General features: G+C 54.3%; 26 protein-coding genes and 1 tRNA gene. 19 read left to right on the top strand and 8 right to left on the bottom strand.

Features of this window, described 5'->3' with window-relative positions; all coding sequences use genetic code 11:
* Both WCI03_04165 and WCI03_04160 read right to left on the bottom strand, forming a co-directional pair.
* Nucleotides 1-384, bottom strand: a 384-nt coding sequence (locus WCI03_04165; GenBank protein ID MEI8139044.1) for a hypothetical protein, incomplete at its 3' end; no start/stop codon positions are given.
* Nucleotides 385-747: 363 nt separating this feature from the next.
* A complete protein-coding gene (locus WCI03_04160; GenBank protein MEI8139043.1) occupies nt 748-891 on the bottom strand; it encodes a hypothetical protein in 144 nt (47 codons plus the stop codon).
* 225 nt (nt 892-1116) lie between these two features.
* Here WCI03_04160 and WCI03_04155 point away from each other — a divergent pair, with 225 nt between their 5' ends.
* From WCI03_04155 to WCI03_04125, 7 genes are all read left to right on the top strand, one after another.
* Entirely contained in the window at nt 1117-1473 is a 357-nt protein-coding gene (locus WCI03_04155) for a hypothetical protein (GenBank protein ID MEI8139042.1), read from the top strand.
* Nucleotides 1474-1540: 67 nt separating this feature from the next.
* Nucleotides 1541-2233, top strand: coding sequence for a hypothetical protein (locus WCI03_04150; protein MEI8139041.1), 693 nt, complete (start codon nt 1541-1543; stop codon nt 2231-2233).
* 98 nt (nt 2234-2331) lie between these two features.
* Nucleotides 2332-2973 carry a hypothetical protein gene (locus WCI03_04145; GenBank protein MEI8139040.1) on the top strand — a complete coding sequence of 214 codons (642 nt, stop codon included), beginning with the start codon at nt 2332-2334 and terminating at the stop codon, nt 2971-2973.
* Entirely contained in the window at nt 2966-3412 is a 447-nt protein-coding gene (locus WCI03_04140; protein MEI8139039.1) for a hypothetical protein, read from the top strand. Before WCI03_04145 ends, WCI03_04140 begins: the two co-directional genes overlap by 8 nt.
* Before the next feature lie 228 nt (nt 3413-3640).
* Entirely contained in the window at nt 3641-3997 is a 357-nt protein-coding gene (locus WCI03_04135; protein ID MEI8139038.1) for a hypothetical protein, read from the top strand.
* Between the two features lie 3 nt (nt 3998-4000).
* Nucleotides 4001-5314: a terminase family protein gene (locus tag WCI03_04130; GenBank protein ID MEI8139037.1), complete on the top strand. Its 1314-nt coding sequence runs from the start codon at nt 4001-4003 to the stop codon at nt 5312-5314.
* Between the two features lie 13 nt (nt 5315-5327).
* Nucleotides 5328-5579 (top strand): hypothetical protein, encoded by a 252-nt coding sequence (locus tag WCI03_04125; protein ID MEI8139036.1) that lies wholly within the window; start codon nt 5328-5330, stop codon nt 5577-5579.
* Between the two features lie 59 nt (nt 5580-5638).
* On the opposite strand, the gene WCI03_04120 is transcribed toward WCI03_04125, so the two are convergent.
* Together WCI03_04120 and WCI03_04115 are read right to left on the bottom strand one after the other, a co-directional pair.
* A complete protein-coding gene (locus WCI03_04120; GenBank protein ID MEI8139035.1) occupies nt 5639-6604 on the bottom strand; it encodes a hypothetical protein in 966 nt (321 codons plus the stop codon).
* A 412-nt stretch (nt 6605-7016) separates the two neighbouring features.
* Complete coding sequence (locus tag WCI03_04115) at nt 7017-7742, bottom strand: hypothetical protein (GenBank protein ID MEI8139034.1); 726 nt, start codon at nt 7740-7742, stop codon at nt 7017-7019.
* Between the two features lie 617 nt (nt 7743-8359).
* Here WCI03_04115 and WCI03_04110 point away from each other — a divergent pair.
* The gene (locus WCI03_04110; protein ID MEI8139033.1) at nt 8360-8752 is read left to right on the top strand and encodes a hypothetical protein; all 393 of its coding nucleotides are present in this window, start codon (nt 8360-8362) and stop codon (nt 8750-8752) included.
* Nucleotides 8753-8887: 135 nt separating this feature from the next.
* Here the strand turns inward: WCI03_04110 and WCI03_04105 are convergent, their stop codons facing one another.
* Both WCI03_04105 and WCI03_04100 read right to left on the bottom strand, forming a co-directional pair.
* Nucleotides 8888-9193, bottom strand: coding sequence for an addiction module antidote protein (locus tag WCI03_04105; GenBank protein ID MEI8139032.1), 306 nt, complete (start codon nt 9191-9193; stop codon nt 8888-8890).
* Nucleotides 9190-9519 (bottom strand): type II toxin-antitoxin system RelE/ParE family toxin, encoded by a 330-nt coding sequence (locus WCI03_04100; protein ID MEI8139031.1) that lies wholly within the window; start codon nt 9517-9519, stop codon nt 9190-9192. Before WCI03_04100 ends, WCI03_04105 begins: the two co-directional genes overlap by 4 nt.
* A 112-nt stretch (nt 9520-9631) precedes the next feature.
* On the opposite strand from WCI03_04100, the gene WCI03_04095 reads away from it, so the two are divergent.
* On the top strand, nt 9632-10816 hold the full coding sequence (locus WCI03_04095; protein ID MEI8139030.1) for a DUF935 family protein: 1185 nt from the start codon (nt 9632-9634) through the stop codon (nt 10814-10816).
* Between the two features lie 274 nt (nt 10817-11090).
* Here the strand turns inward: WCI03_04095 and WCI03_04090 are convergent, their stop codons facing one another.
* Nucleotides 11091-11789 (bottom strand): DUF3800 domain-containing protein, encoded by a 699-nt coding sequence (locus tag WCI03_04090; GenBank protein ID MEI8139029.1) that lies wholly within the window; start codon nt 11787-11789, stop codon nt 11091-11093.
* A gap of 253 nt (nt 11790-12042) precedes the next feature.
* Here WCI03_04090 and WCI03_04085 point away from each other — a divergent pair, with 253 nt between their 5' ends.
* The 10 genes from WCI03_04085 to WCI03_04040 all read left to right on the top strand — a co-directional run bounded on the left by WCI03_04085 (nt 12043) and on the right by WCI03_04040 (nt 18919).
* A complete protein-coding gene (locus WCI03_04085) occupies nt 12043-13338 on the top strand; it encodes a phage protease (protein ID MEI8139028.1) in 1296 nt (431 codons plus the stop codon).
* A gap of 62 nt (nt 13339-13400) precedes the next feature.
* A complete protein-coding gene (locus tag WCI03_04080; protein ID MEI8139027.1) occupies nt 13401-13823 on the top strand; it encodes a hypothetical protein in 423 nt (140 codons plus the stop codon).
* A gap of 89 nt (nt 13824-13912) precedes the next feature.
* Nucleotides 13913-14857 (top strand): hypothetical protein, encoded by a 945-nt coding sequence (locus WCI03_04075; GenBank protein MEI8139026.1) that lies wholly within the window; start codon nt 13913-13915, stop codon nt 14855-14857.
* Nucleotides 14858-15020: 163 nt separating this feature from the next.
* The gene (locus tag WCI03_04070; protein ID MEI8139025.1) at nt 15021-15440 is read left to right on the top strand and encodes a hypothetical protein; all 420 of its coding nucleotides are present in this window, start codon (nt 15021-15023) and stop codon (nt 15438-15440) included.
* Nucleotides 15441-15472: 32 nt separating this feature from the next.
* A complete protein-coding gene (locus WCI03_04065; protein MEI8139024.1) occupies nt 15473-16720 on the top strand; it encodes a hypothetical protein in 1248 nt (415 codons plus the stop codon).
* A gap of 51 nt (nt 16721-16771) precedes the next feature.
* Entirely contained in the window at nt 16772-17134 is a 363-nt protein-coding gene (locus WCI03_04060; GenBank protein MEI8139023.1) for a hypothetical protein, read from the top strand.
* A gap of 1 nt (nt 17135) precedes the next feature.
* On the top strand, nt 17136-17828 hold the full coding sequence (locus WCI03_04055) for a hypothetical protein (GenBank protein MEI8139022.1): 693 nt from the start codon (nt 17136-17138) through the stop codon (nt 17826-17828).
* A 6-nt stretch (nt 17829-17834) separates the two neighbouring features.
* On the top strand, nt 17835-18110 hold the full coding sequence (locus tag WCI03_04050; GenBank protein ID MEI8139021.1) for a hypothetical protein: 276 nt from the start codon (nt 17835-17837) through the stop codon (nt 18108-18110).
* A gap of 21 nt (nt 18111-18131) precedes the next feature.
* Nucleotides 18132-18560 carry a hypothetical protein gene (locus tag WCI03_04045; GenBank protein ID MEI8139020.1) on the top strand — a complete coding sequence of 143 codons (429 nt, stop codon included), beginning with the start codon at nt 18132-18134 and terminating at the stop codon, nt 18558-18560.
* Nucleotides 18561-18613: 53 nt separating this feature from the next.
* The gene (locus WCI03_04040; protein ID MEI8139019.1) at nt 18614-18919 is read left to right on the top strand and encodes a hypothetical protein; all 306 of its coding nucleotides are present in this window, start codon (nt 18614-18616) and stop codon (nt 18917-18919) included.
* Nucleotides 18920-19152: 233 nt separating this feature from the next.
* Here WCI03_04040 and WCI03_04035 read toward each other — a convergent pair.
* A tRNA-Leu gene (locus WCI03_04035) sits at nt 19153-19238 on the bottom strand.
* Nucleotides 19239-19263 lie beyond the last annotated feature (25 nt).

Here is a 19263-nt window from a genome sequence, read left to right as displayed (position 1 = left end):
GCGAAGCGGACGCTTCATGGGTGAAAGTTGGAACAATAAGCGGCGATCCGAACGGCCCTTTGAAGCGCCTTGGGTCCATAGGGTGTCAATAGAGAGTCCGGAGGCCGCGTAGCGTAGCTGACGGCGCGGCACCTGGCCTTTTGAAGCAGGTGCCGTGACGGAGGCGTAGCGTAGCGGTATGGTCATTGAAAAGACAATAGAGTGACCGAAGGCCGCGTAGCGGTTTGAGCGCCGGTTCCCGGCGCGCTGAGATGGAGCGGTGTTGAATCCGACCGGGGCGAGATCAGCGCGGTACGCGCCTCGACCCGGACGGATTGAACCCCGCACACCGGTTTGTATGGCGGAGCGCATGGAGAGATGGCTGTGGGGGAGTGAGGACGGCATTTTCGGTTCCGACGATAGGAGGATCCGGGAATGACGTCCGAACGGCGGAACAGACAGCACTCCTTGCGCGTAGCTTTCCGCACCGGCTGTCCGGCGCGGTGTGATGGGGCTGCCTTGGTGTGACCGGTCCGGGTGGGGAGCGAGGAACGAGCGGAGACCCGGAACGGGCACACGAAGGCAGCACTCCGGTTTGTATTGTATGGCGGAGCGCAATGGAGTGGTGCTTGGGCTGGAGCGAGACGGGCGGCCAACCTGACGAAGGAAGGTTGTACGACCGGCGCGCGGAGGCGCAAGTGACACTCGATGCGCGTAGCGGTCAATAGAGAGTCCAACCTGGATCGAAGATCTATGGTCAATAGGGAGTCATGTGCTGAGGGCGGTCTGCGCCGGCCGCGTAGAGGCCGTCGCTGGCCGTCCGAAGCGGGTCCGGCAGGTCGTATTCACGGCGGAGGTAACGTGGTCGCCGGCATAGCCGGTGTCCGCGTTGCCGGATCCGTGTTGGACCACAGCGACCCCCTTTACGGGGGGAGCGGTTTATGTAAGGAAGCGTAGCGCTTCCGGTTGAGCGGAGCCCTGGCGCGGAACCTGGCCTTTCAAAGCAGGTTCCGTGTCAGGGCGTAGCGGTATTCAATTCGGATTTATCATCCACAGAAAAACAGTAGACCGACACTTTATCTTGGCATTATAGTGCCGACAAACCCAAGGCATTGTGTCTCAATGTTGTTTTGAATTATGAAAAAGGAAGAAGAAATTAGACGGCAAATTCTGCGGGAGGCATGCAAAATAGCTGAAGGCACCGCCCTCGGTTATCATGAAGACCGCTTGGCGAATGAACTTGCTGTTGAGTTGCTTGCGAAAGGCCTGGTGATGGGCTCAGTTTCCGAGTACGGCACGGCATGCATTACTGGCATTCGCGACGCAGGCCGTGAGTATATTGATAGCCAAAAACCGCACAAAAGAGTTCTCGCAATCAGCAAGAAGATTTTTTTCCTTCTATACTCGATCTTGCTCGTGGCGTTAGGTTACATCTTGAACTTGGACTCGGTAAAGGGGTTCCTGTCCGACACCATTGGCAAAATGCTCAAATGAACAATGTTCCGGCCGTCTGACCGCACACGCTAAAGCGTACCGGTCAACATCAAAGTTGTGCAAAAAAATGAATCCGATGAAAGCAACACACCACAGCAATCTGGTCTCAATCATCGGTGCAGCATACCTCCAACCCATTGCAGAACTTTTGGACACACTTTTTTCAAAGCCGAGCAGAAAATCCATCAACCAAGTTCAGACCAGCGAGTCCGAAAACGGATACTCGACGGCTATCTGCCTTCTCATGGTCGCCTGTTTCGAGTCGTATTCGATGCGTGCTAGGTATCTCAACCGCAACACCCCAATCGCTAATGATCCGGCAAATCGACATGCATTGAAGTTCCTGCATGCTTTGTACCCCACTTTCAGATGCTTTACAGCCCTAACCGAGGTTTATGTACTTAGGGATTGTATCATACACAACCATCTTTGGGAAATTGACTATTACTGGAATGACCTCACACCAATGGCTCTGACGAGTGCAAAGAAGGCACCATTCAGTGGCGACAAAAAGAGATACCCGCAGTGTGTCGATGGAAGAACGCGCAGAACAATAAACTTAAAACTTCACGTCGTGCCGATTCGAGTCGATCGAACTGATGTTCTCAAGGTTTTGGACACGGTCTGGCAAGGCCTGCAGTTCCTCGAACAGCAGAATCTGAACCAATGTCAGGTTTCAGAATGGACCGTTGGGTTCCGGGGCAAACATGTTTTCTTCGTGGATCTGATCCGAAGGATGAAGAGACAACAGACGAAATGAACTTCGGCACAAAAACGCGTCGATCCCAATTTGCAGTTCGGAACCGGCTGCTCAAGGAAGAACGCCAACGTTGGGCACATTGAAAGATAGAGACATAAATGGATACATTCATTGACATCATCGGGAAAGTCGGGGGAATTCTGGCGTTCATGGCAGCCACGCTGGGGTTCATCTTCCGTGAGTATATCAAGGCGCGGGTTACAGACGTGTTTGCCAAACGGATCGAGAAGCGTCGCCATGCACGGGAAGATGCCTTTCTTCTGTCAGAGGTAATCGCGCACACGCGCGGAGCAGTCGTGGAAAAGCTGGTGGATGCTCGTCTCAAAGCAATCGAGAAAATGGCGGAACGCGCATCGTTACTGAGCGAATCCGCGACATCGCTGCACTCATCTCGAGGAGTTGCAGACAAATTCGGCCCACCAGGCGAGAAGCAGTACAACGAAGCCATTCTGGCATCTAACGCAGCCTATGATTCCTTTTCTCATATCATCGCTTGCAGCATACCGCATCTACCGGAATCCGTGGTCGACCGAGCCCGTGAATTCCAGAGCAAAGCGATTGCTTTGATCAAGAAGTTCGCGGATGCGTCACAACCTCACGCCCCGACAGACTTCTCGGAAATGTGGTCCGCTGAACATGCCCTTCATGAGGCATTGAAGACGGCGCTCTTGTCAACCATCAACATGCCTGAGACGATCGCAACACAACACACGGGGAAGTTCACGGTGGGCGTTGGGTAAAAAAGTAATGGAAAACTATGGATATTTTCTAAGCCTTCATAGGTACTATATTTGGGCAACCCGACTGAAAGGGTTGTTCACGGAGGCAATCAATAAAAACCAAGTGACGGACGAGATCACTTGGGCGAGCGATCTGGGGCTCTTCATGTCCCATTGGTATGGAGCACTCTTTGTCGTCGTCGAAGGTTACCGGGAGCTTGGGCTCCATGATATCAAGGTCGATAATCTGCTTAAGTCAGAGAACGTTGAGTTGCTACGTCGTTTTCGTAATGGAACTTTCCATTTCCAGAATAATTACTACGACAACCGTTTCGTTGATTTCTGGAGGGATTCACAGGACACTGCGCAGTGGGTCCATAATCTGAATCTGGCGCTCGGCGAGTTTTGTTTGAAGAAAATCGAGGAAGAAAAAGAAAAAAGGGCACACCAAGGGGGATGAGAGGAATGATCGTAAACTCGCGACCCTTACCGCCCGCGCAGGTTACTCAGCGCCCGTATTAGTTCCTCAGTGTTGGTCATCTGCATGCATCCACCCGCAAATTGGTAGGCGAACCGCCCATTTCAATTGCAAAGGTGCCCCAAAGAATAGCCAACAACCTGTTCGCCCTCCCGTTGATTTTCACCCATCTATCAGATGGCGTGATGAAATATACAACAAGGGTGGATAATGATTTTCGAATCAGGACAATCAGGCAACCCCGTAGGGCGACCCAAAGGGTCGTATGGCGGACGTATTATGGCTCTGGCGAGCCTGGATAAGTTGCTGGCCAAGAAAAAGAACCAGAAGGCGCTGATGGACGCGCTGGAGAAAGATCTGCTGAAGGATCCGGTGTATTTCTTCAAGACGGTGGTGATGCCGCTGCTCCCCAGGGAGGCGAAGCTGTCGCTTGACCGTGAAGGGGTGATCCAGTGGAAGAGTCTGCTCGGCGTGTTGCCGGTCAACCCTCACCCCAGCCCTCTCCCCTCCCAGGGAGAGTGTGCAATCATTGACGCCAAGGCCGTTGAATCCACAAAGGTGACATAACCTATGGCCTTCGTGTTCAATTATCTCCCCCACCCTGCACAGCAGGCGATTCATAGGGCGCGTAAGAAAAGGTTCCGGACGGTGTGTACCGGGCGGCGGTTTGGGAAGACATTATGTCTGGCGGCAGAGTTATTGGATCGTGGCGGGTGTGAAAAAGCCGGTGATTATGGTTGGATCGCACCAACCTATAATGTCGCCGACCGTGGGATTGAGGCGTTTCGTACCATTGCCGATGGATTTATCCAGATATCCGGTCGTGCCCCGACACGGGTTGAGTTTACCGGGCATGCAGGGCCGGTCCGGATCTGGTTTCTGTCCGCCGATAACCCGGATAATATCCGTGGGTTCGGATTCCAGGGTATTGTAATTGATGAGGCGGCTATGATTTCGCCGGATGTGTGGAATTATGTGCTTCGTCCAACCATTGCCCAGACCTTAGGCTGGGCGGTATTTGTCAGCACGCCGAAAGGCCGTAACTGGTTTTATGACCTATACACCCGGGGCATGGATCCCCATGAAGAGGATTACGCGAGTTTCACGTTCCCGAGTAAGGAATCACCATATTTTCCGGCAAAGGAATGGGATGAGGCACGCCGGACCCTGCCAGAAGATGTATTCCGACAAGAATACATGGCTGAATTTATGGAAGACTCAGCAGGCGTCTTCCGGAACGTCGACGCCTGCACAGTGGGCAGTGAACAGTGGGCACTGGACAGCAAGGCGTATCACCGGCATGTGGTGATTGGCTGCGACGTGGCCAAGCATACGGATTGGACTGTCCTTATTGCCATGGATGCAGAGACGGGCCTATGTTTCGCGATGGAGCGGTTTAATCAACTGGACTGGCCTATCCAGAAAGAACGGATACTAGGCTTCGCTCGTAAATACCGGGGCCGGTTGATTTTAGACGCCACAGGCGTCGGGGATCCGATATATGACGACCTGAAACAGAAGTATGCTGATATTGAGGGGTTCAAGTTAACATCGGCAAGTAAGACGGCGATAATTCAGCGATTGATTGTCGCAGTTGAACAAAGAAAAGTTTCCTGGTCGGGACCGAGAAAAGAGTTTGCACGAGAAAACGCGAAGGATTGGGATATTCTTACAGCCGAAATGAAGCGGTATGAGTATGAAATCTCACCGTCAGGCGGGATCACATATAATGCCCCGTCGGGGTATCATGATGACTGCGTGATGGCCTTGGCCCTGGCTAACCATGGCCGGTGGGAGGCGGAAAGTAGTGGGAAGATGATGGCGATTGGCGGTGGGCGGATTAGGGCAAAGGGAAGACAGCGGGAGCGGGTGTTGGTTGGGTGAAGGAGAAGATTCAATGAAACTGAGGGACTGCATTGGCGGAGAAGTCATGATCCACGCAAAAAGCGGACGGTCAGTCCGTGTCGCTGCACCGCGCAAAACGCATGGATCGCCGTCCGGGGTGAACGTCATGTACTGGCACACCGACGGAAGTAATTCTGCCGCGCTGTGCGACGGCGAGTTGAACAAGGCGACTATACGACAACAGCGCGACTTCTGGCGCGAGGCGTATGAGAACCTTGCTGAGGAAGTCTGTCGTCCTGCGTGAGCCGAGATCCACCAGCCACGGGAGGCAAGTAGACATCACACACTTGTTCGCACCTGTCTTCATTCTGGCGCTGCGAGCCGCGCGAAAACTTCCTTTGCCTCGAAATGCGCAAGCACCTTTTTCAACTGAGTCTTGAACAACTCCGGATCATCGTCCTTTGCTGAGTGAATTGCATCGCTCAATGCACAGTAGACCGGCTTCAGAGATTGGTAGCGCGCATTGAAGTCCGCATGGATCGTCTTTGCGTAGGCGTCCGTCAATTCGTCGCCAGTCATCTTTTTATCTCTGGCGTCGACTGCACTGCGCATTTGTTGCTCAATGGTCGTGCGAAGCATAAAGATCGCGGGCAGGTGTGCTCCGCAGTTGAAGGCGAGCACGGCACCCCTGTAGAACTTGCGGCACTCCTTTGGAACGAATCGTGGTACTTCGATCTCCTCGATGGGAGATCGACCGGTTAGGGAAAGTTTCAAGCCCTCTCTCTTAACGAGGAAGGTGACGGGGTCTTTCTTGCAGTTCTGACACTGATAGCGAAGAAGAAACACCTGATGCAAGTCCGTCCCCGACAGGGACGCAGGAATGAGGACGGATGGATCATGACAAGGATTGTGAGGCCATAAGCCACCGCACCCTTGGTGAGAGCAGAACGTCCTGACAGTCTGCACGGAAACTACGATATTCGCCACTCGATTGGTATCTGGCTTGCCGAGCGGATTGGTTTTTTCCTGCATCATCAGGTAAGGAAGCCGACGCAGACACCCTTCCGCTTGATGCGTGAACTCACGGATGATCTCTTCCTTGGACTGCGGTCGCGAAGTTCTTCCTCCGCCCCCTAGCGAAGGCATAACTTGGGCTTCCATTTTCCGTCGCTTCTGTGCCAATTGTTCGATGAAGTCGGACATATCCGCAACGGCGAGATCGACCGACTGATACAGGTGCTTCTCCTCAAGTAACGTCTGGAACGCCTTCTCGATTAGCGGCACTACGGCTGACTCGAATCGCGCTAGTGCCTCTCTTACGTCGTTCATATCATCTCCCATATCCGAGCATATATTGAGCGCCATGACGGGATTTCCGGAATCATAAACCAAAAGACCGTCCGGCTCTTGTTTTCATCAGACATCTGCCTGACTGAATGTAGTCTAGAAATCGTCTTCGTTGCCGTCAATGCTTTCCCTTTAACTATCATGTGACTGTGTTGATGAAGTCAGAGTGGTTACGGCCTTGTCGGGGTAGCATGATGACTGTGTGATGGCCTTGGCGCTCGCCAACCATGGTCGGTGGGAGGTGGCGAGTAGCGGGAGGATGGTGGCGTTTAGTGGGAGGTGTGAGGCGACAAGGGTACGGGTGGGGCAAAGAGAGAGGATGTTAGTGGGGCGATCGATACGCTAAAAATGCGCAGTTGCGTTTCGTGGCAGACCGTTTGGGCAGTTCTGATATTCACTCAACAGGGACATACCGGAGAGGCCTACCGTCGCCCAGATTACCACGTAACTGCCCTGCGACGGCCTTTTCATTCGCCGCTTTGTCAGCGAGATCGACATACAAGAAAACGGGATAGGGAGCGAACCTCGACGGTGGAATGCTCACAGAGAACTGATGGTTAGAGGGCATACCGTTGTACTCAGCGAAGTAACGGGACACGATGTTGGTAGCGAAACCCGAGTCGTCGGAGTATAGGGCTGTCACGATTCCATTCGTCTCAAACCGCAAAATTTTTGGCGGGGGCCTACGAGGCGCCGTGAACGGCGATTCGTTGAACATAATTGTCTGCGACCACGACCCCGCTATGTAACGTCTGATCTCATCGGTGCGAGCATCTGGCACTGACGATAGACTCGTTTTCACCGCAGTTTGGGTTTCCGGGGTGGTTGCCGGAGGTGCGACATACGGTCGACCATTACTTGCATCTGGCACTGCCGCCTGGCTTGTTTCCTTGGCAGTTTGGGTGGTTGCGGGAGGCACGACATACGGCCTTCCATTACTTCTAATCACGATTCCGCCCTGACGCAGACTGTCGATAATCTCCTGTTTCGTTTGACTGGCATGACCACCGACTTCTACAAGAGGGTCTCCGTCACTTTCCCCCTTTTGGATTTTGCCTACTGAACCCGTAGGCCGTGAATTTCGCATTGCCGTTGTACTAGTTTCCTTTCTTGTTTTCATGGGGGGTAAGTCACCTCTTGGAGGTGTCGTTTGAGGTTCTTTATAACCATCAACGGTGGCTGCGAGTTGGCGGGCGTAGCTCGGATCGCGAGGTGCTATTTCGGCAATAATGCCGTGTTGTAATGCCCCTATTCCGGAGCTAATCTCGGTGGATGGAAGAAGCCGGATATCGGAAAGCATTTCCATCATTCGGCTCAGTTGTGCTTTTATAAAACGTGAATTTTGCGAGGAATTCCACTGAGACGCCATTGAGCCAAGTATGACTCCGGCAAAGATGACTGTTGCTGCCGCTGTTTCCCATCGGATTCGTGTGCTGCCGATTATGAAGTCGGCCTTTCGGCGATTGATCCAACTTGCCACAAAGGACGTCAAAGCGGCGGATGCAATGATAGCTACCCAGTATATTATCATATTTGGCCCAAATACTTCATTTTGGTTTCCTATTTAGCACCTGCACCCGGAATGACTAACTCAGGAGAGAGATAGCAGACCGATTACACAAGGTCAATCCGACTTGATCTCGTCTGTGATTAACGATAGATGGTTTATTGGGCTTTCTTCTTGCCTTCGATTTACTTCCCCCCGTTGATTCCCACCCTTTCTTGGAGGACATCAACATGAAAACTTATCTATTCGTCGGTCTATGTTCCGGGTTCTTGGTTTGTGGTGGGTGCGCGTCAGCCTTCAAGAAGGTGGACGTCAATAAGGGGCTGGACAGTTATTACAGTCAACCCCGGACGGTTGACTTGGTCACGATCAAAGGATCGAACATGACCATTTCTGCGACTGGGGTCAATGAGATGAAGGTATCGTCTATCCTGCCGCCGCTGAATGCGATCCCCAGGGAGCCGGGGGTGCTGGAGAAAGCAATTGGCGGAGCGACGGATGTCGCCAAGTTCGGACTCGGGTTCTACTACGGGAACCAGATGCTGGGCAAGGCGCTGGAACAGCCCCGGACGGTAAGCCCGGAGATTGTAAGGCCGGAAGTGATTCAAGCCAGTGGGCAGTAAGCAGTTTGCAGCAAGAAAGCCAGTAGGCAGTCAACAGTGATCACGGCCTACTGGCTACACCAGCGTGGAGCAGCACTGATCATTGAGCCAGTGTTGAGTTTCGGTATTTTCGGCGTCCGCGTCCGTAAGTAATGATCATGCTACTTTAGGTTCTCGCACCTCAACGGCAAGTCGAAGTCCGATATTTTTCAGGATAATTGCGAGGCTGGACAGTTGGGGATTGCCCTTTCCGGAAAGCATGCGATACAGGCTCACCCGATTCAGGTGAGCCTTCTTGGAAAGCCGTGCCATGCCCTTGGCGTCTGCGATATCCCGAAGGGCCATCAGAAAGACCTCTTGAGACCCCTCTTCGAGCGCAGCATTGAGATAGGCTGCCGCTTCTTCAGGGTCGGCAAGGTCCTTCATCAGCCCCTCGTGATAACTGGTGGTTATTTTGCTCATGATGTCCTCCGTTTATAAGATTGCCAATACTGTTTCGCGGTCGCGATGTCCCGCGATTGGGTTCGCTTGTCACCGCCACAGAGCAGAATGACCAGTGTGTCACCTGCCTGCCCAAAATACACCCGGTATCCTGGCCCGAAATCCAGACGAAACTCCATGACACCCTCGCCCACTGCCTTGCAATCGCCGAGGTTACCGAGACGCACCCGATTAAGCCTGACGCGAATCCGCGCACGGCCCTGCACATCCCGCAGGGAGTGAAGCCATTCCCGGAAGGGGTTATGCCCCGCCTCTGTCAGATATTCTCGGAGTTCCCGCTCTTTCATTGGTTTAAATGTAGCTTATACGCTACAAACTCGCAAGAAAAATACAGAGGCTGTCACACTGCCCCTGCTCACTAACTCAAAGCGTTGATTTTTCAACTATCTCAAAGGAATTATGATCACGGCTTACAACATCAAAAACCATACTTGGCGGGATCAATACAATCCCCTGCGGGGATTGAGCCTGCCAAAGTTGATTTCTCTACTGGAGGCCGGCGAACGTGGCGCCTACGCCGATCTGCAATGGTTTTACCATTACATGGAGCGGTCGGATGCCATGATCCACGCGGTTATTCAGCGCCGGCGGGCAGCGTTGCTGGCATGTGACTGGGATATCCGCGTCAACGCGGATGAGTGGATTGACAAGAGCCTCGCGAAGGAACAGGCCGCTTTCCTGCGCGAGGCCTATGACCGGATCGACAATTTCCGGGACGCGGTGTCTTTTATATTTTCCGGGTTATTCAGGGGGTATGCTCATCTGGAAAAGCATATTGCGCCGTCGGGCATGGTGACACGGCTGGAGCCGGTGGAGCAATGGTTCTGGGTTCGTGATGGGTTATTTGGGGCTTGGGAGTACAACCAGGATGCGAAAAGTGGGGTTGGCCGGGGTGAGTCCGTTGATTTTCAGAACTTTCTGATTTTTGAATCCGTGCCCTTGAATAGGATGCTGGCGGTGCTGTATTTACGGAAGAATTTGAGTCAAAAGGACTGGGATTCCTTCCTGGAGGTTTATGGGATCCCGTCCATATTTCTGGTCGGGCCGCCGAATACACCGGAGACGAAGGAGGCGGAGTACCACGCCGTCGCCCAAGAGATCATGTCGAATGGCCGGGGGTACCTGCCCCACGGCAGTGATGTGAAATTTGTGAATGGTGGTGGGAATAAGCCTCCGTTCCTGGAGCACATTGATTATATCGACCGTCAGATTACCCTGGCCGCCACAGGTGGCCTGTTAACGATGTTGGCGGAGTCGGGATCCGGCACCCTGGCCGGCAATGCTCACTCGGATACCTTCCTCCAGATCGCCCGGAGCGATGCGGCGCTGCTGAGCGGGTTATTCCAGGAGCAATTCGATACTCCGTTGCTGAGAGAGTATTTCCCCGACCAGCCGATCCTGGCCTATTTCGAGTTTGCCCCGCCGGCTGCAGATGAGGTGTCACGGGTGGTCAAGGATGCTGTGGAGTTGGCGAAGGCGGGGGTGAGGATGGATGTGGAGGAACTGTCCGAAAAGACGGGTTATCGACTCGCACATACGGCAGATTATTTCCCGAAAAATGAAACGATTCCCACCCCAACATGAAACGATTATGGAACGATTATGTGAGTCAAAAGAGTCATTTATTAGGCGTTTCTCAATCTTCTCAATCTGCGCAATGAAATCAGAATTTGAAATCAGAATTTGGTTGCGCATTTCTGCCGAGTAACGCATCATACTTTCCGTCGGGTGAAACATTGAGTTTGATGTGGTGAGCCAAGCCTGACAAAAATTAAAAAAGGTCCCGCCTTGATGACAAGAACCCATGGGGTTCTCCCGCGAGGGTAGTCAAGGCGGTCGTTTTTTCAGGATCCAGCATTTACCCCTCTGACGCAAATTGCCGCTCATGGCGAATAAGCCGCTGAATCGTATTATGACTTCTGGCGTCGCCAGACTGCCATTTTCGATAGATCGCCCAGTTGCAGTAGTCGGCGACCTGTAGTCCCATACAGGATGCCGAAGAGTGATGATAAATGCGGTAACGTGTTCCCGCTGATAATGCTGCTGCGAGTGTCTGCTTGATGCCCTTTTCAACCGCTTTGCGGCGTCTATCCACCGGCAGTGTATCCGTGATCACTATCACCTCTGCATAAAGCCCAAGGTTATAGTTGGGCAATACCAGTTCTTTCAATAACTGGGTAAGCGCGACCGGATATAAATGTTCTACCTTTTTCATGCCGTCGGGGAGTTGTGTCTTGTCCACAATTATGGAATCCACATGAATCTGACCATTGTGGGCAAGAATTGACTGAAACACCTGATCGCGGACAACTTGCCGATCCTCGGCGGCATGAAACCGGGGCATATCGAGCCCAGACTCAATTAGGTCGTACCGCAGTTCAATCAATGGCGGATCAAAGAAAAAAGGGCGGACGGTAGAAATGGAACTGAGGGATAGATATTGAGTTCCACTAGGGGAAAAATCAAGATTGCCCCCCTCATCAAGAAATACATACAGGCACGGTCGCCTTGTCGGCAACAAGTCACCATTGTCCGGCAATGTAACACTATCAGTCATGTTCCTCTTTCCTGAAAATACCCACGATATGGATCGTGGAACTCTGCTGCCCAATCCCCGTCATGTTTCGCCTTGAACCCTACAGTTCGAGAAGGCGCGGGCAATAATTCGCGCCGAGTATTGCAAAGCTTTTCAAGGTCGACAAGCGGAAGCGCAACTACTTTTGACCGGCAAGCCGTTGATTTCCGCCCATCTATTGGAGGCCCATGAATTATTTAATTTTGAATCGAGATTATCGACTGCCCGATGACCCATGCTACGCTCAGAGGGCTTCCGCCGTCGCCAAGGCTATGGCGGACAGGACGCAGGGCAGGCGGGTGGTTTCATGAATACACTGATCCTCAATCGGGCCTATGCATTGCCTGAAGATGGTTGGTACCAAATTGCGCCACTTGGCGAATTCCCCCATGCCGGGGCCGGCATAACTCAAGTAATTGACCAAGAGGCCTGTATTGCCATGGCCGCCCGGTTTGCCGCAGATGCCAATACCCCCAACTTCCCTGGACTGTTGATTGATTTTGACCATTTCTCCCTCGATGGGGAGAAACGGTCAGAGGCTGCGGGATGGATTCTGGGCCTTGAAAGCCGGGGCCAATTCATTGACCAAGAAGGTGGCCCGGCTACGCCCGTTGAAGGGGCTACGCCGCGGCACAATCCGGCTGCTGCCGGATTGTGGGCACAGATTCGCTGGTCGGATTTGGGCGAAGAGGCCGTAAAGGGCGGGCGGTATCGGTTTCTGTCACCGGTTTGGGCACGGTCGGACTGCGTTGACCTGGGTGACGGCCGTGTAAGGCCGGTCCGGATCCTGAACGCGGCGGTGACAAATGATCCGAATCTCAAGGGGATGGTGCCCTTGTCGAACAGTGGGCAGTCGGCAGTGGGCAGTAAGCAGAAAATCGAAGAACCCACCCCCACCCCCTCCAAGGAGGGGAGCAATTTCAATTCCGTTGATTTTCAAACTATGAATGTACGGGCGAAAAATCATCAGGGAGCAAACATGAAAGCAGTGATTGAAAAGTTGGTGAATCATTTGGGGTTGGCGGCGGACGCCACTGAGGCGTTGATTCTGGAGAAGATGGGCGGATTGCTGACTGCGGTCGCAGTAACTGAGTTGCAGAACTCGCTTACGGCGCTCCAGGGGAAGCATGACGCTCTGGTGACGAACCTGAAAGCGGTCGAGGGTGAGCTGGTGAACCGGCATCTAGCCGATTTCGAGGGAGTTATCAGCGAAACGGCAAAGCCGTTCTGGACTGAACAGTTGATTCAGAACCGGGCGGGGACCATCGCCGTACTCGGGGACCTCGTCCGGCTGAATGATGAAGGTAAAAGTATGAATGATGAAAGGAAAGAGACACCTCAAACCCGGAAGCCGTTGCACAACCGGGTGACGGCCCGGCCGGTGCCGCCTAACCAAGGTGGCCAGACCGGGGCGGATGGCGACAGCAAGGCCGTGAAGATCAGGAACCGGGCTCATGAGATCGTCGCCGCTGAGAAAATTCCGTTCGGGGTGGCATTCAGGCGCGCGGAGCGGGAGATCATTGGCCAGTAGGCCGGGTCAGTGGGTGTGATTAGGATTACGATTAAGATTACGATTACGAAAGGGATAAAGACATGAGTCAAAGTAATACGAGGGTTGGGGATATTCGGGTTAAGGCTGGTGGAGATCTGACGGGGAAGAATGGGTTCCTCGCAAAGATGACGGATGTATTTGGACCGGCGGTTGATCTCGTTAAATTTGCGGGTGAACGCCCGTTGTACGTGGTGATTGAAGGTGTGGCGCCTTCGCAACTCGCGTCTGTTCGCCCGCTTGAACCGAACCGAAATGTTCGGCTGGTTCTGGTGGGTACCTGCAACCCGGGGGACACCTTGGTTGCCATGGTGGGTGCAGGAGCGAACAACGGCAAGGTTCAGGCGTTGCCGGCGGAGGCTGGGACGTATCTCGGGGTGGCGGTCGCGGAGGAGGCGGGGGTTGACGGGCAGCTGGTGCTGGCCCGGCCGGCAGCGATCGGGAATGTCGTCATCGCGGTAGCGTAACGAGTCAGTGGGCAGTTGGCAGTAGGCAGATAAAGAGGGAGTCGCGGCACGGAGTGCCCCTCCCACATTGAAGAAAGAAGGAGTGAAGGATGAGCAGATTAAGTGATTTGAGTGCGTCCCCTACCCTGCGGGAGTTTGCCCAGGGTGCGGCGCAGAGTGCGATTATGCCGGTGGCGGATTTTCTGGCGCCGACGATCGAAGTGGCAACGAGTGTGGGCCGGTTCAAATCCTACACGGAGAAGAATCGGTTTCATCTCCCCAATACCCTGCGGACAATGGGTGGTCGGGCGTCGGAGTTGAGGTTCGAGGCAACCGATGCCACCTATAACTGCGAGCCGCATGCCTTGGATTATCCGGTGGATAATCTGGAGCAATTGGAGGCCGAAGGGCTTGAGAATATGCTCCGGGAAGGCGCCACAGCGGTTGCTGAAGTGGCAGCTCTTTCTCATGAGAAGGCCGTCATTGATGCGGCCCTGGCGGCCGTAGGAGCAGGAACGGGGTTGACTTGGAACGACGCTGCGGACCCGATCATGGACGTGGATGACGCTATCCTGTCGGTGATCAAGGCGGCGAAGTACGGCAGCCTCATGGGGGTCGGGATCCTGTTTGGGGCGGCTGCCTGGAAGATCTTTAAGAATCAGGCCAAGGTGCGGGGACGATTCGTCGTGGGAAATGGACGCAGTAAGAGCGATCTGGGTCTGGCGGTACCGACGGAGCAATCGGCAAGTCAGATGTTCATCGGAACGCCGGATGTCCGCACATCCTACATGATTTATGATGCCAACCCGGCGGGGAAGGCGGAGGACATCAACTTCCTGCTGGACACCGCAGTGTTGATCTTCGCCCGTAAGGATGCGCCGAGTCGCCGTGATCCGAGTTTCATGAAGACGTTCCGTCTCATGAACAAGTTCATGGTGCCGGGCTCCTACATGCGGGACGACGGCCGTGTCGAGGTGGCAAAGTTCGACTGGTCTGAAGACGTGAAGGTCACGAATAGCGCGGCTTGCGTGCGCCTGAACGTTGCCGCGGCGTAGGCGGCAACGAGACTTCAGACCTCAGACTACAGACCATAGACCGGGAGAGGAAAGCGACCCTCACCCTGACCCTCTCCCCTCCCAGGGAGAGGGAAAGGCAAAAACAGCAAGCGCGGGGGCTCGGGTGATGCCGAGTCCCCGATTTTGTTTACGGGAGTGAACAATGAGCGGGTGGAAAGAATTGACGAGCGAGACGGTGCTGAATGCGTTGCCCACTGATATGGGCAACCTGTACCGGTCTTGGGTGGATGCAAACCCGACCAAGACAAACCGTCTCGGCGAGATCGTGGCTGAAACCGTCAATATGTTCCGCGAGGTCATTGAAGTCTACCCCTGGTATGTGATGGATCCGGATCTCACCAAGGTGCCGGTGTCTGGATTCCGGCACGCCCTCGACATGGTGATCTTCAATCTGGGGATGGAGATGGGGGTCCAGTTCGCGCCAGAGGTCTACAGCCTCATTACCCAGGCGAATGTTTGGTTGCGGATGGTGCAGACAGGGAAGATCCGGGCGGTGGATACGATTGGAGATGGAGGAACGCCGCGGTTTCAGCCGGCGGCGGAGAGAGCGATAGAGGATTAATAGCGATGAACGTGAGGGAAACGGAGTTTTGGATGAAAGTCAAATTATTGGCCTTGTGCCTGGTGGTTGCGTTCGTAAGCGGTTGTCTTGCTGGGTGGCTGAACCCGACACAGCAGGGATTTGTGATTCAGACTTTCACGACTTATGAGCCTATGAGCGGGAACAATAGCGGAACCATTGTCACGAATGGAAATTCCTACCAATTTGCCGGGGACAATGCGGGCTGGATGTGGATTGGCGGGCCGGGCTCGCAGTTCCGGGGGAAAAACGATGGGCAGATATTCCTGAACGGCGAAGGGGCCTTCATCCTTGGTTCCTTCGGGCCGCTGGCGACCGTGACGAACCGGGGAAAAGGCTCTCTTCTCCTGGGGAACCTATCGGGCGGGCAGAAGGCGGTCATCACGGATGTCGCCCACGCATCAATCCTCCTGGGGGCCGGGACAGTGAGCAATAGTCAGTCCATTGTGGTGGGTGATGATCTTGGGTCGCACGGGACGAAGTCAGTAACGGCTGGCGCGTTCTGGGCGATGGGTGATGGATTCTTCGGAAATGCGTCAGGATTGACGGGTATTCCCCTGCCCTTTGGATACGGGGTAACCGAGGAGACCACTGCGCTCGGGCGTGAGGCTAACGGGTCAGAAAGCGGCACAGCACTGGGCCTGATTGCCGATGGATCCTCTTACGGGGTAGCGGTTGGTCAGGAATCCGTTGGAGCCTTCTCCGGGGCAGCCGTGGGGTATTCCGCCGACGGCACTGCCGGCGCGGCGATCGGTTATGGCGCCCTGGGGGCATATGGCGCTGCAGTTGGTTCCTTTTCCGCCGGCAGTGCTTACGGCGTGGCCGTCGGGGTCTCGGCCAGTGGGTATTCCTACGGGGTCGGGATCGGGGCTTATGCCGTTGGTAACGGCCTTGGGAATGTCGCCCTGGGCGGAGGTGAGGAAGGCGGGGTGGTTGCCGCCATACCTGCGGGCTTTACTGACACGGTTGAATTGGGCCGGGGAACGGCCGTCAGCAACGGGTGGCTCCATTTCCATGGGCACCCGGTAGTCGACGGCAACGGCGGAATCTATCCCGGCGCCATCAAGGGTTTTGTCTCCACGAACGATGCACGGTACCGGGCCACCGTCACAAACGGGACTAGTCCCGGTTTCCAGACCGTGACCGCGAATGAGTATGCCCTGGGAGCGGTTGGCAAATTCGTAATCTTGGGCGGAACGCAGTTGGTTTTCGTGGCCGGCAGCGTGACAAACGTGCTGGATCCGGATGTTAGCCGGCCGTGAGGCGTTGATTTCTGTTTTCTATTGGAAGGCCGGTCATCGGCAGGAGGCAAAATGAAAAACAGCATCATCGCAATCTTGGGTTTTTTGTTCTTAACCGGTGCAGCCTACGCGGCACCCTGGGCGCAAACCTATCCCCTGAACGGCTCTCTCATCATGCTCACGAACCAGCAGGTTAATACTGTATGGATGCCCGTGACGGTTCTATGGAAGTTTCCATCGAACACGAACGCAACCCTGACGGTTTCCCGGGTGAGCCAGGGAAACACCTACCTGATTGGAAATCTCCCTGTAACGAATGCCAGTACGGTCATCTGGGTACCCGAAGTTGAATACCCTTTCGAATTCGGGGATGTCCTGCTGTTAACCAGTTCGGTGACAAACGCCCAGGTGCAGATCATCAGGAAAGGGAACTGACGTGAAATACGCGGCGTTGATTTTTGGCGGACTGATTCTCGCCTCGATTCTTTGCTTTGCGGAAGCCGGCAAAAAGCCCAAGCAGGAACATTGGGTGATCGATGGCGCACCTGCAGAATGGGCGAGCGATTCGATCTCATTTAACTGGCTCACCAACCTTCCAATCCGGGCCGGCGAGAATATCAGAGTGACATCAACCCCGACGGGTACCGTAGTGGCGGCGACCCTGAGTGGCGTAACGAACCATTACTGCTGGATCCCGGCCGACTATCTTTACTCCTGCCCGAAAGAGACGTTGACCAATCCAAACGGTCAGGCGGTTTTCACAAAACATGACAAGACCCGCACTGACTTTGCCGGGCCGATCTCAAGCCCAACGCCCCAGGGTTATACCTCGAACATGACTTTCCGGTGGTACACATACCACACTTCACCCGGCACCTATGCCATGGCCTGCCGGTGGCGTGCGGGTGGTTTGAAAGCCTGGACAAGTGTCACGAGCGGATTATTCCAAGCCAGTACCAGCCTGACAAACCTCTCGACGGCTACCCTTACGGCATATGTTCCCGCTCCGGATGATTGTCTGATCGACATGGAATACTGGGTAATTCCCACCAATGCGCCCGGAGGGGGCACAGCGGGCGGCATTGGATATGTGAGGGGAATGAGGTTCGAGTATGAGGCTCGATTTTAGGAGGGCATGAAGATGATAGGAAAAATTGAAGCGTTAGTGGCGGGCGGTGCGGCATTGGGGGCGACCACGGCGGCCGCCCTGCCCGATTCCGAAAGCCTCGACGTGATCGGTCGCTGGCCGCTGGTGGCTATCCTGGGCGCCGTGTGCTGTTTCTGCGTCTGGATCATCTACTGCCAGGGCTGCCAGTTCGGGAAACGGCTGGATAAATTGTCGGACGCCATCATGAAACTGGCAGCCAACCTGAAAGAGCGCCCGTGCATCCGGCATAAGGAGAACGATTAAGGAAAGGATGAAGAATGAGTTATGAGGGATGAAAACAAATCATGTGGATGCGGGGGCAAAAGGAAACAGTGCCAAGATGCCACTGGCGGGGCGAAAGATGGCGGGTTGAACCGTGCGACCGAGTATCACCGCATTATCGAATCCTTTGATGTTCTGAGTGTTCCCCATGACATACAGGTCCTGATCCGGGAAGCCTTGGATTCAAAGCAGTGGGACTGGTTTGAAAAATGCGATGGCTGCACCTGCGTGTCCGAAATGTACTGGCCAACGAAATACTTTCCGCCCTGCCTGCGGCATGACTTCGACTGGCAAACCGGCAACGGCGGTTGGGAAGCAAATGCCCGGTTCTACAGAACTCAGCGCGCCTACCGGATGTCGGCCCTGCAGGCAGGCACCCGGTTCATTGGCGTCACGGCCTCGTGGTACACCTGGTTTAAGTGGTGGCAATAGAAGCAGACCGGACGAACGGAACATCGAATGAGGTCGCAGGAAAGAAAGAATCAATGAAATTCACCTTATCAACAATTGAAATCATCAAGGCCACGGTAAAGGCTGACCCCCAAGCAACGCCAGCCGACAGAGCCAACCTCCTCGCCTTCTTGCGAAACGGCGGGAACGTTGAAACCACACCTGCCGCACCAGCGGAGAATCGGTTATTGAGACGAGTTGAAGCCGCCCGACTTCTGGGGCGCTCGGCACGAACAGTGGACGAACTTGCCCAGCAAGGGATCCTTTTCAAGGTGAAGTTGCCCGGCCGCAAACGGGCCGCGGGGTTCCGGTACACTGATGTTGTGGCACTGATTGCCTGAGTTCGGGCAAAGCCCTGCACTCAATGAGTAGATCAAAGTAGATCATAGTAGATCATGGTAGATTGAAACCGAGATCTTTTCTTATGGTTACTTTATGATTACTTTGTCGACCTCAAAACGTACTCCCCGGAAAAAGCGGATAAGAGCGAAAAGCGGCGAAAGCCAAAATCCTTCAATCTCGCGAAACTATTGATTTCATTGATCAAAATGCATGTTCAGAAGGGTTTTTAAGGTGGTGCCGGAGCACGGACTTGAACCGTGATACCCGTGAAGGTGGTAGATTTTGAGTCTACTGCGTCTGCCATTTCGCCACTCCGGCCTCGAAGAGAGGGGGACTTATATAC

This window comes from bacterium, assembly GCA_037143175.1.
Classification (GTDB): domain Bacteria; phylum Verrucomicrobiota; class Kiritimatiellia; order CAIKKV01; family CAITUY01; genus JAABPW01.
This window is presented reverse-complemented; position numbering and strand designations above follow the sequence as displayed.

Excerpts from the sequence above, each read along its gene's own strand:
- WCI03_04155 (MEI8139042.1), top strand. The coding sequence starts at position 1,117 with ATGAAAAAGGAAGAAGAAATTAGACGGCAAATTCTGCGGGAGGCATGC.
- WCI03_04150 (MEI8139041.1), top strand. The coding sequence starts at position 1,541 with ATGAATCCGATGAAAGCAACACACCACAGCAATCTGGTCTCAATCATC.
- WCI03_04145 (MEI8139040.1), top strand. The coding sequence starts at position 2,332 with ATGGATACATTCATTGACATCATCGGGAAAGTCGGGGGAATTCTGGCG.
- WCI03_04135 (MEI8139038.1), top strand. The coding sequence starts at position 3,641 with ATGATTTTCGAATCAGGACAATCAGGCAACCCCGTAGGGCGACCCAAA.
- WCI03_04130 (MEI8139037.1), top strand. The coding sequence starts at position 4,001 with ATGGCCTTCGTGTTCAATTATCTCCCCCACCCTGCACAGCAGGCGATT.
- WCI03_04125 (MEI8139036.1), top strand. The coding sequence starts at position 5,328 with ATGAAACTGAGGGACTGCATTGGCGGAGAAGTCATGATCCACGCAAAA.
- WCI03_04120 (MEI8139035.1), bottom strand. The coding sequence starts at position 6,604 with ATGAACGACGTAAGAGAGGCACTAGCGCGATTCGAGTCAGCCGTAGTG.
- WCI03_04115 (MEI8139034.1), bottom strand. The coding sequence starts at position 7,742 with ATGAAAACAAGAAAGGAAACTAGTACAACGGCAATGCGAAATTCACGG.
- WCI03_04110 (MEI8139033.1), top strand. The coding sequence starts at position 8,360 with ATGAAAACTTATCTATTCGTCGGTCTATGTTCCGGGTTCTTGGTTTGT.
- WCI03_04105 (MEI8139032.1), bottom strand. The coding sequence starts at position 9,193 with ATGAGCAAAATAACCACCAGTTATCACGAGGGGCTGATGAAGGACCTT.
- WCI03_04100 (MEI8139031.1), bottom strand. The coding sequence starts at position 9,519 with ATGAAAGAGCGGGAACTCCGAGAATATCTGACAGAGGCGGGGCATAAC.
- WCI03_04095 (MEI8139030.1), top strand. The coding sequence starts at position 9,632 with ATGATCACGGCTTACAACATCAAAAACCATACTTGGCGGGATCAATAC.
- WCI03_04090 (MEI8139029.1), bottom strand. The coding sequence starts at position 11,789 with ATGACTGATAGTGTTACATTGCCGGACAATGGTGACTTGTTGCCGACA.
- WCI03_04085 (MEI8139028.1), top strand. The coding sequence starts at position 12,043 with ATGCTACGCTCAGAGGGCTTCCGCCGTCGCCAAGGCTATGGCGGACAG.
- WCI03_04080 (MEI8139027.1), top strand. The coding sequence starts at position 13,401 with ATGAGTCAAAGTAATACGAGGGTTGGGGATATTCGGGTTAAGGCTGGT.
- WCI03_04075 (MEI8139026.1), top strand. The coding sequence starts at position 13,913 with ATGAGCAGATTAAGTGATTTGAGTGCGTCCCCTACCCTGCGGGAGTTT.
- WCI03_04070 (MEI8139025.1), top strand. The coding sequence starts at position 15,021 with ATGAGCGGGTGGAAAGAATTGACGAGCGAGACGGTGCTGAATGCGTTG.
- WCI03_04065 (MEI8139024.1), top strand. The coding sequence starts at position 15,473 with ATGAAAGTCAAATTATTGGCCTTGTGCCTGGTGGTTGCGTTCGTAAGC.
- WCI03_04060 (MEI8139023.1), top strand. The coding sequence starts at position 16,772 with ATGAAAAACAGCATCATCGCAATCTTGGGTTTTTTGTTCTTAACCGGT.
- WCI03_04050 (MEI8139021.1), top strand. The coding sequence starts at position 17,835 with ATGAAGATGATAGGAAAAATTGAAGCGTTAGTGGCGGGCGGTGCGGCA.
- WCI03_04045 (MEI8139020.1), top strand. The coding sequence starts at position 18,132 with ATGAGGGATGAAAACAAATCATGTGGATGCGGGGGCAAAAGGAAACAG.
- WCI03_04040 (MEI8139019.1), top strand. The coding sequence starts at position 18,614 with ATGAAATTCACCTTATCAACAATTGAAATCATCAAGGCCACGGTAAAG.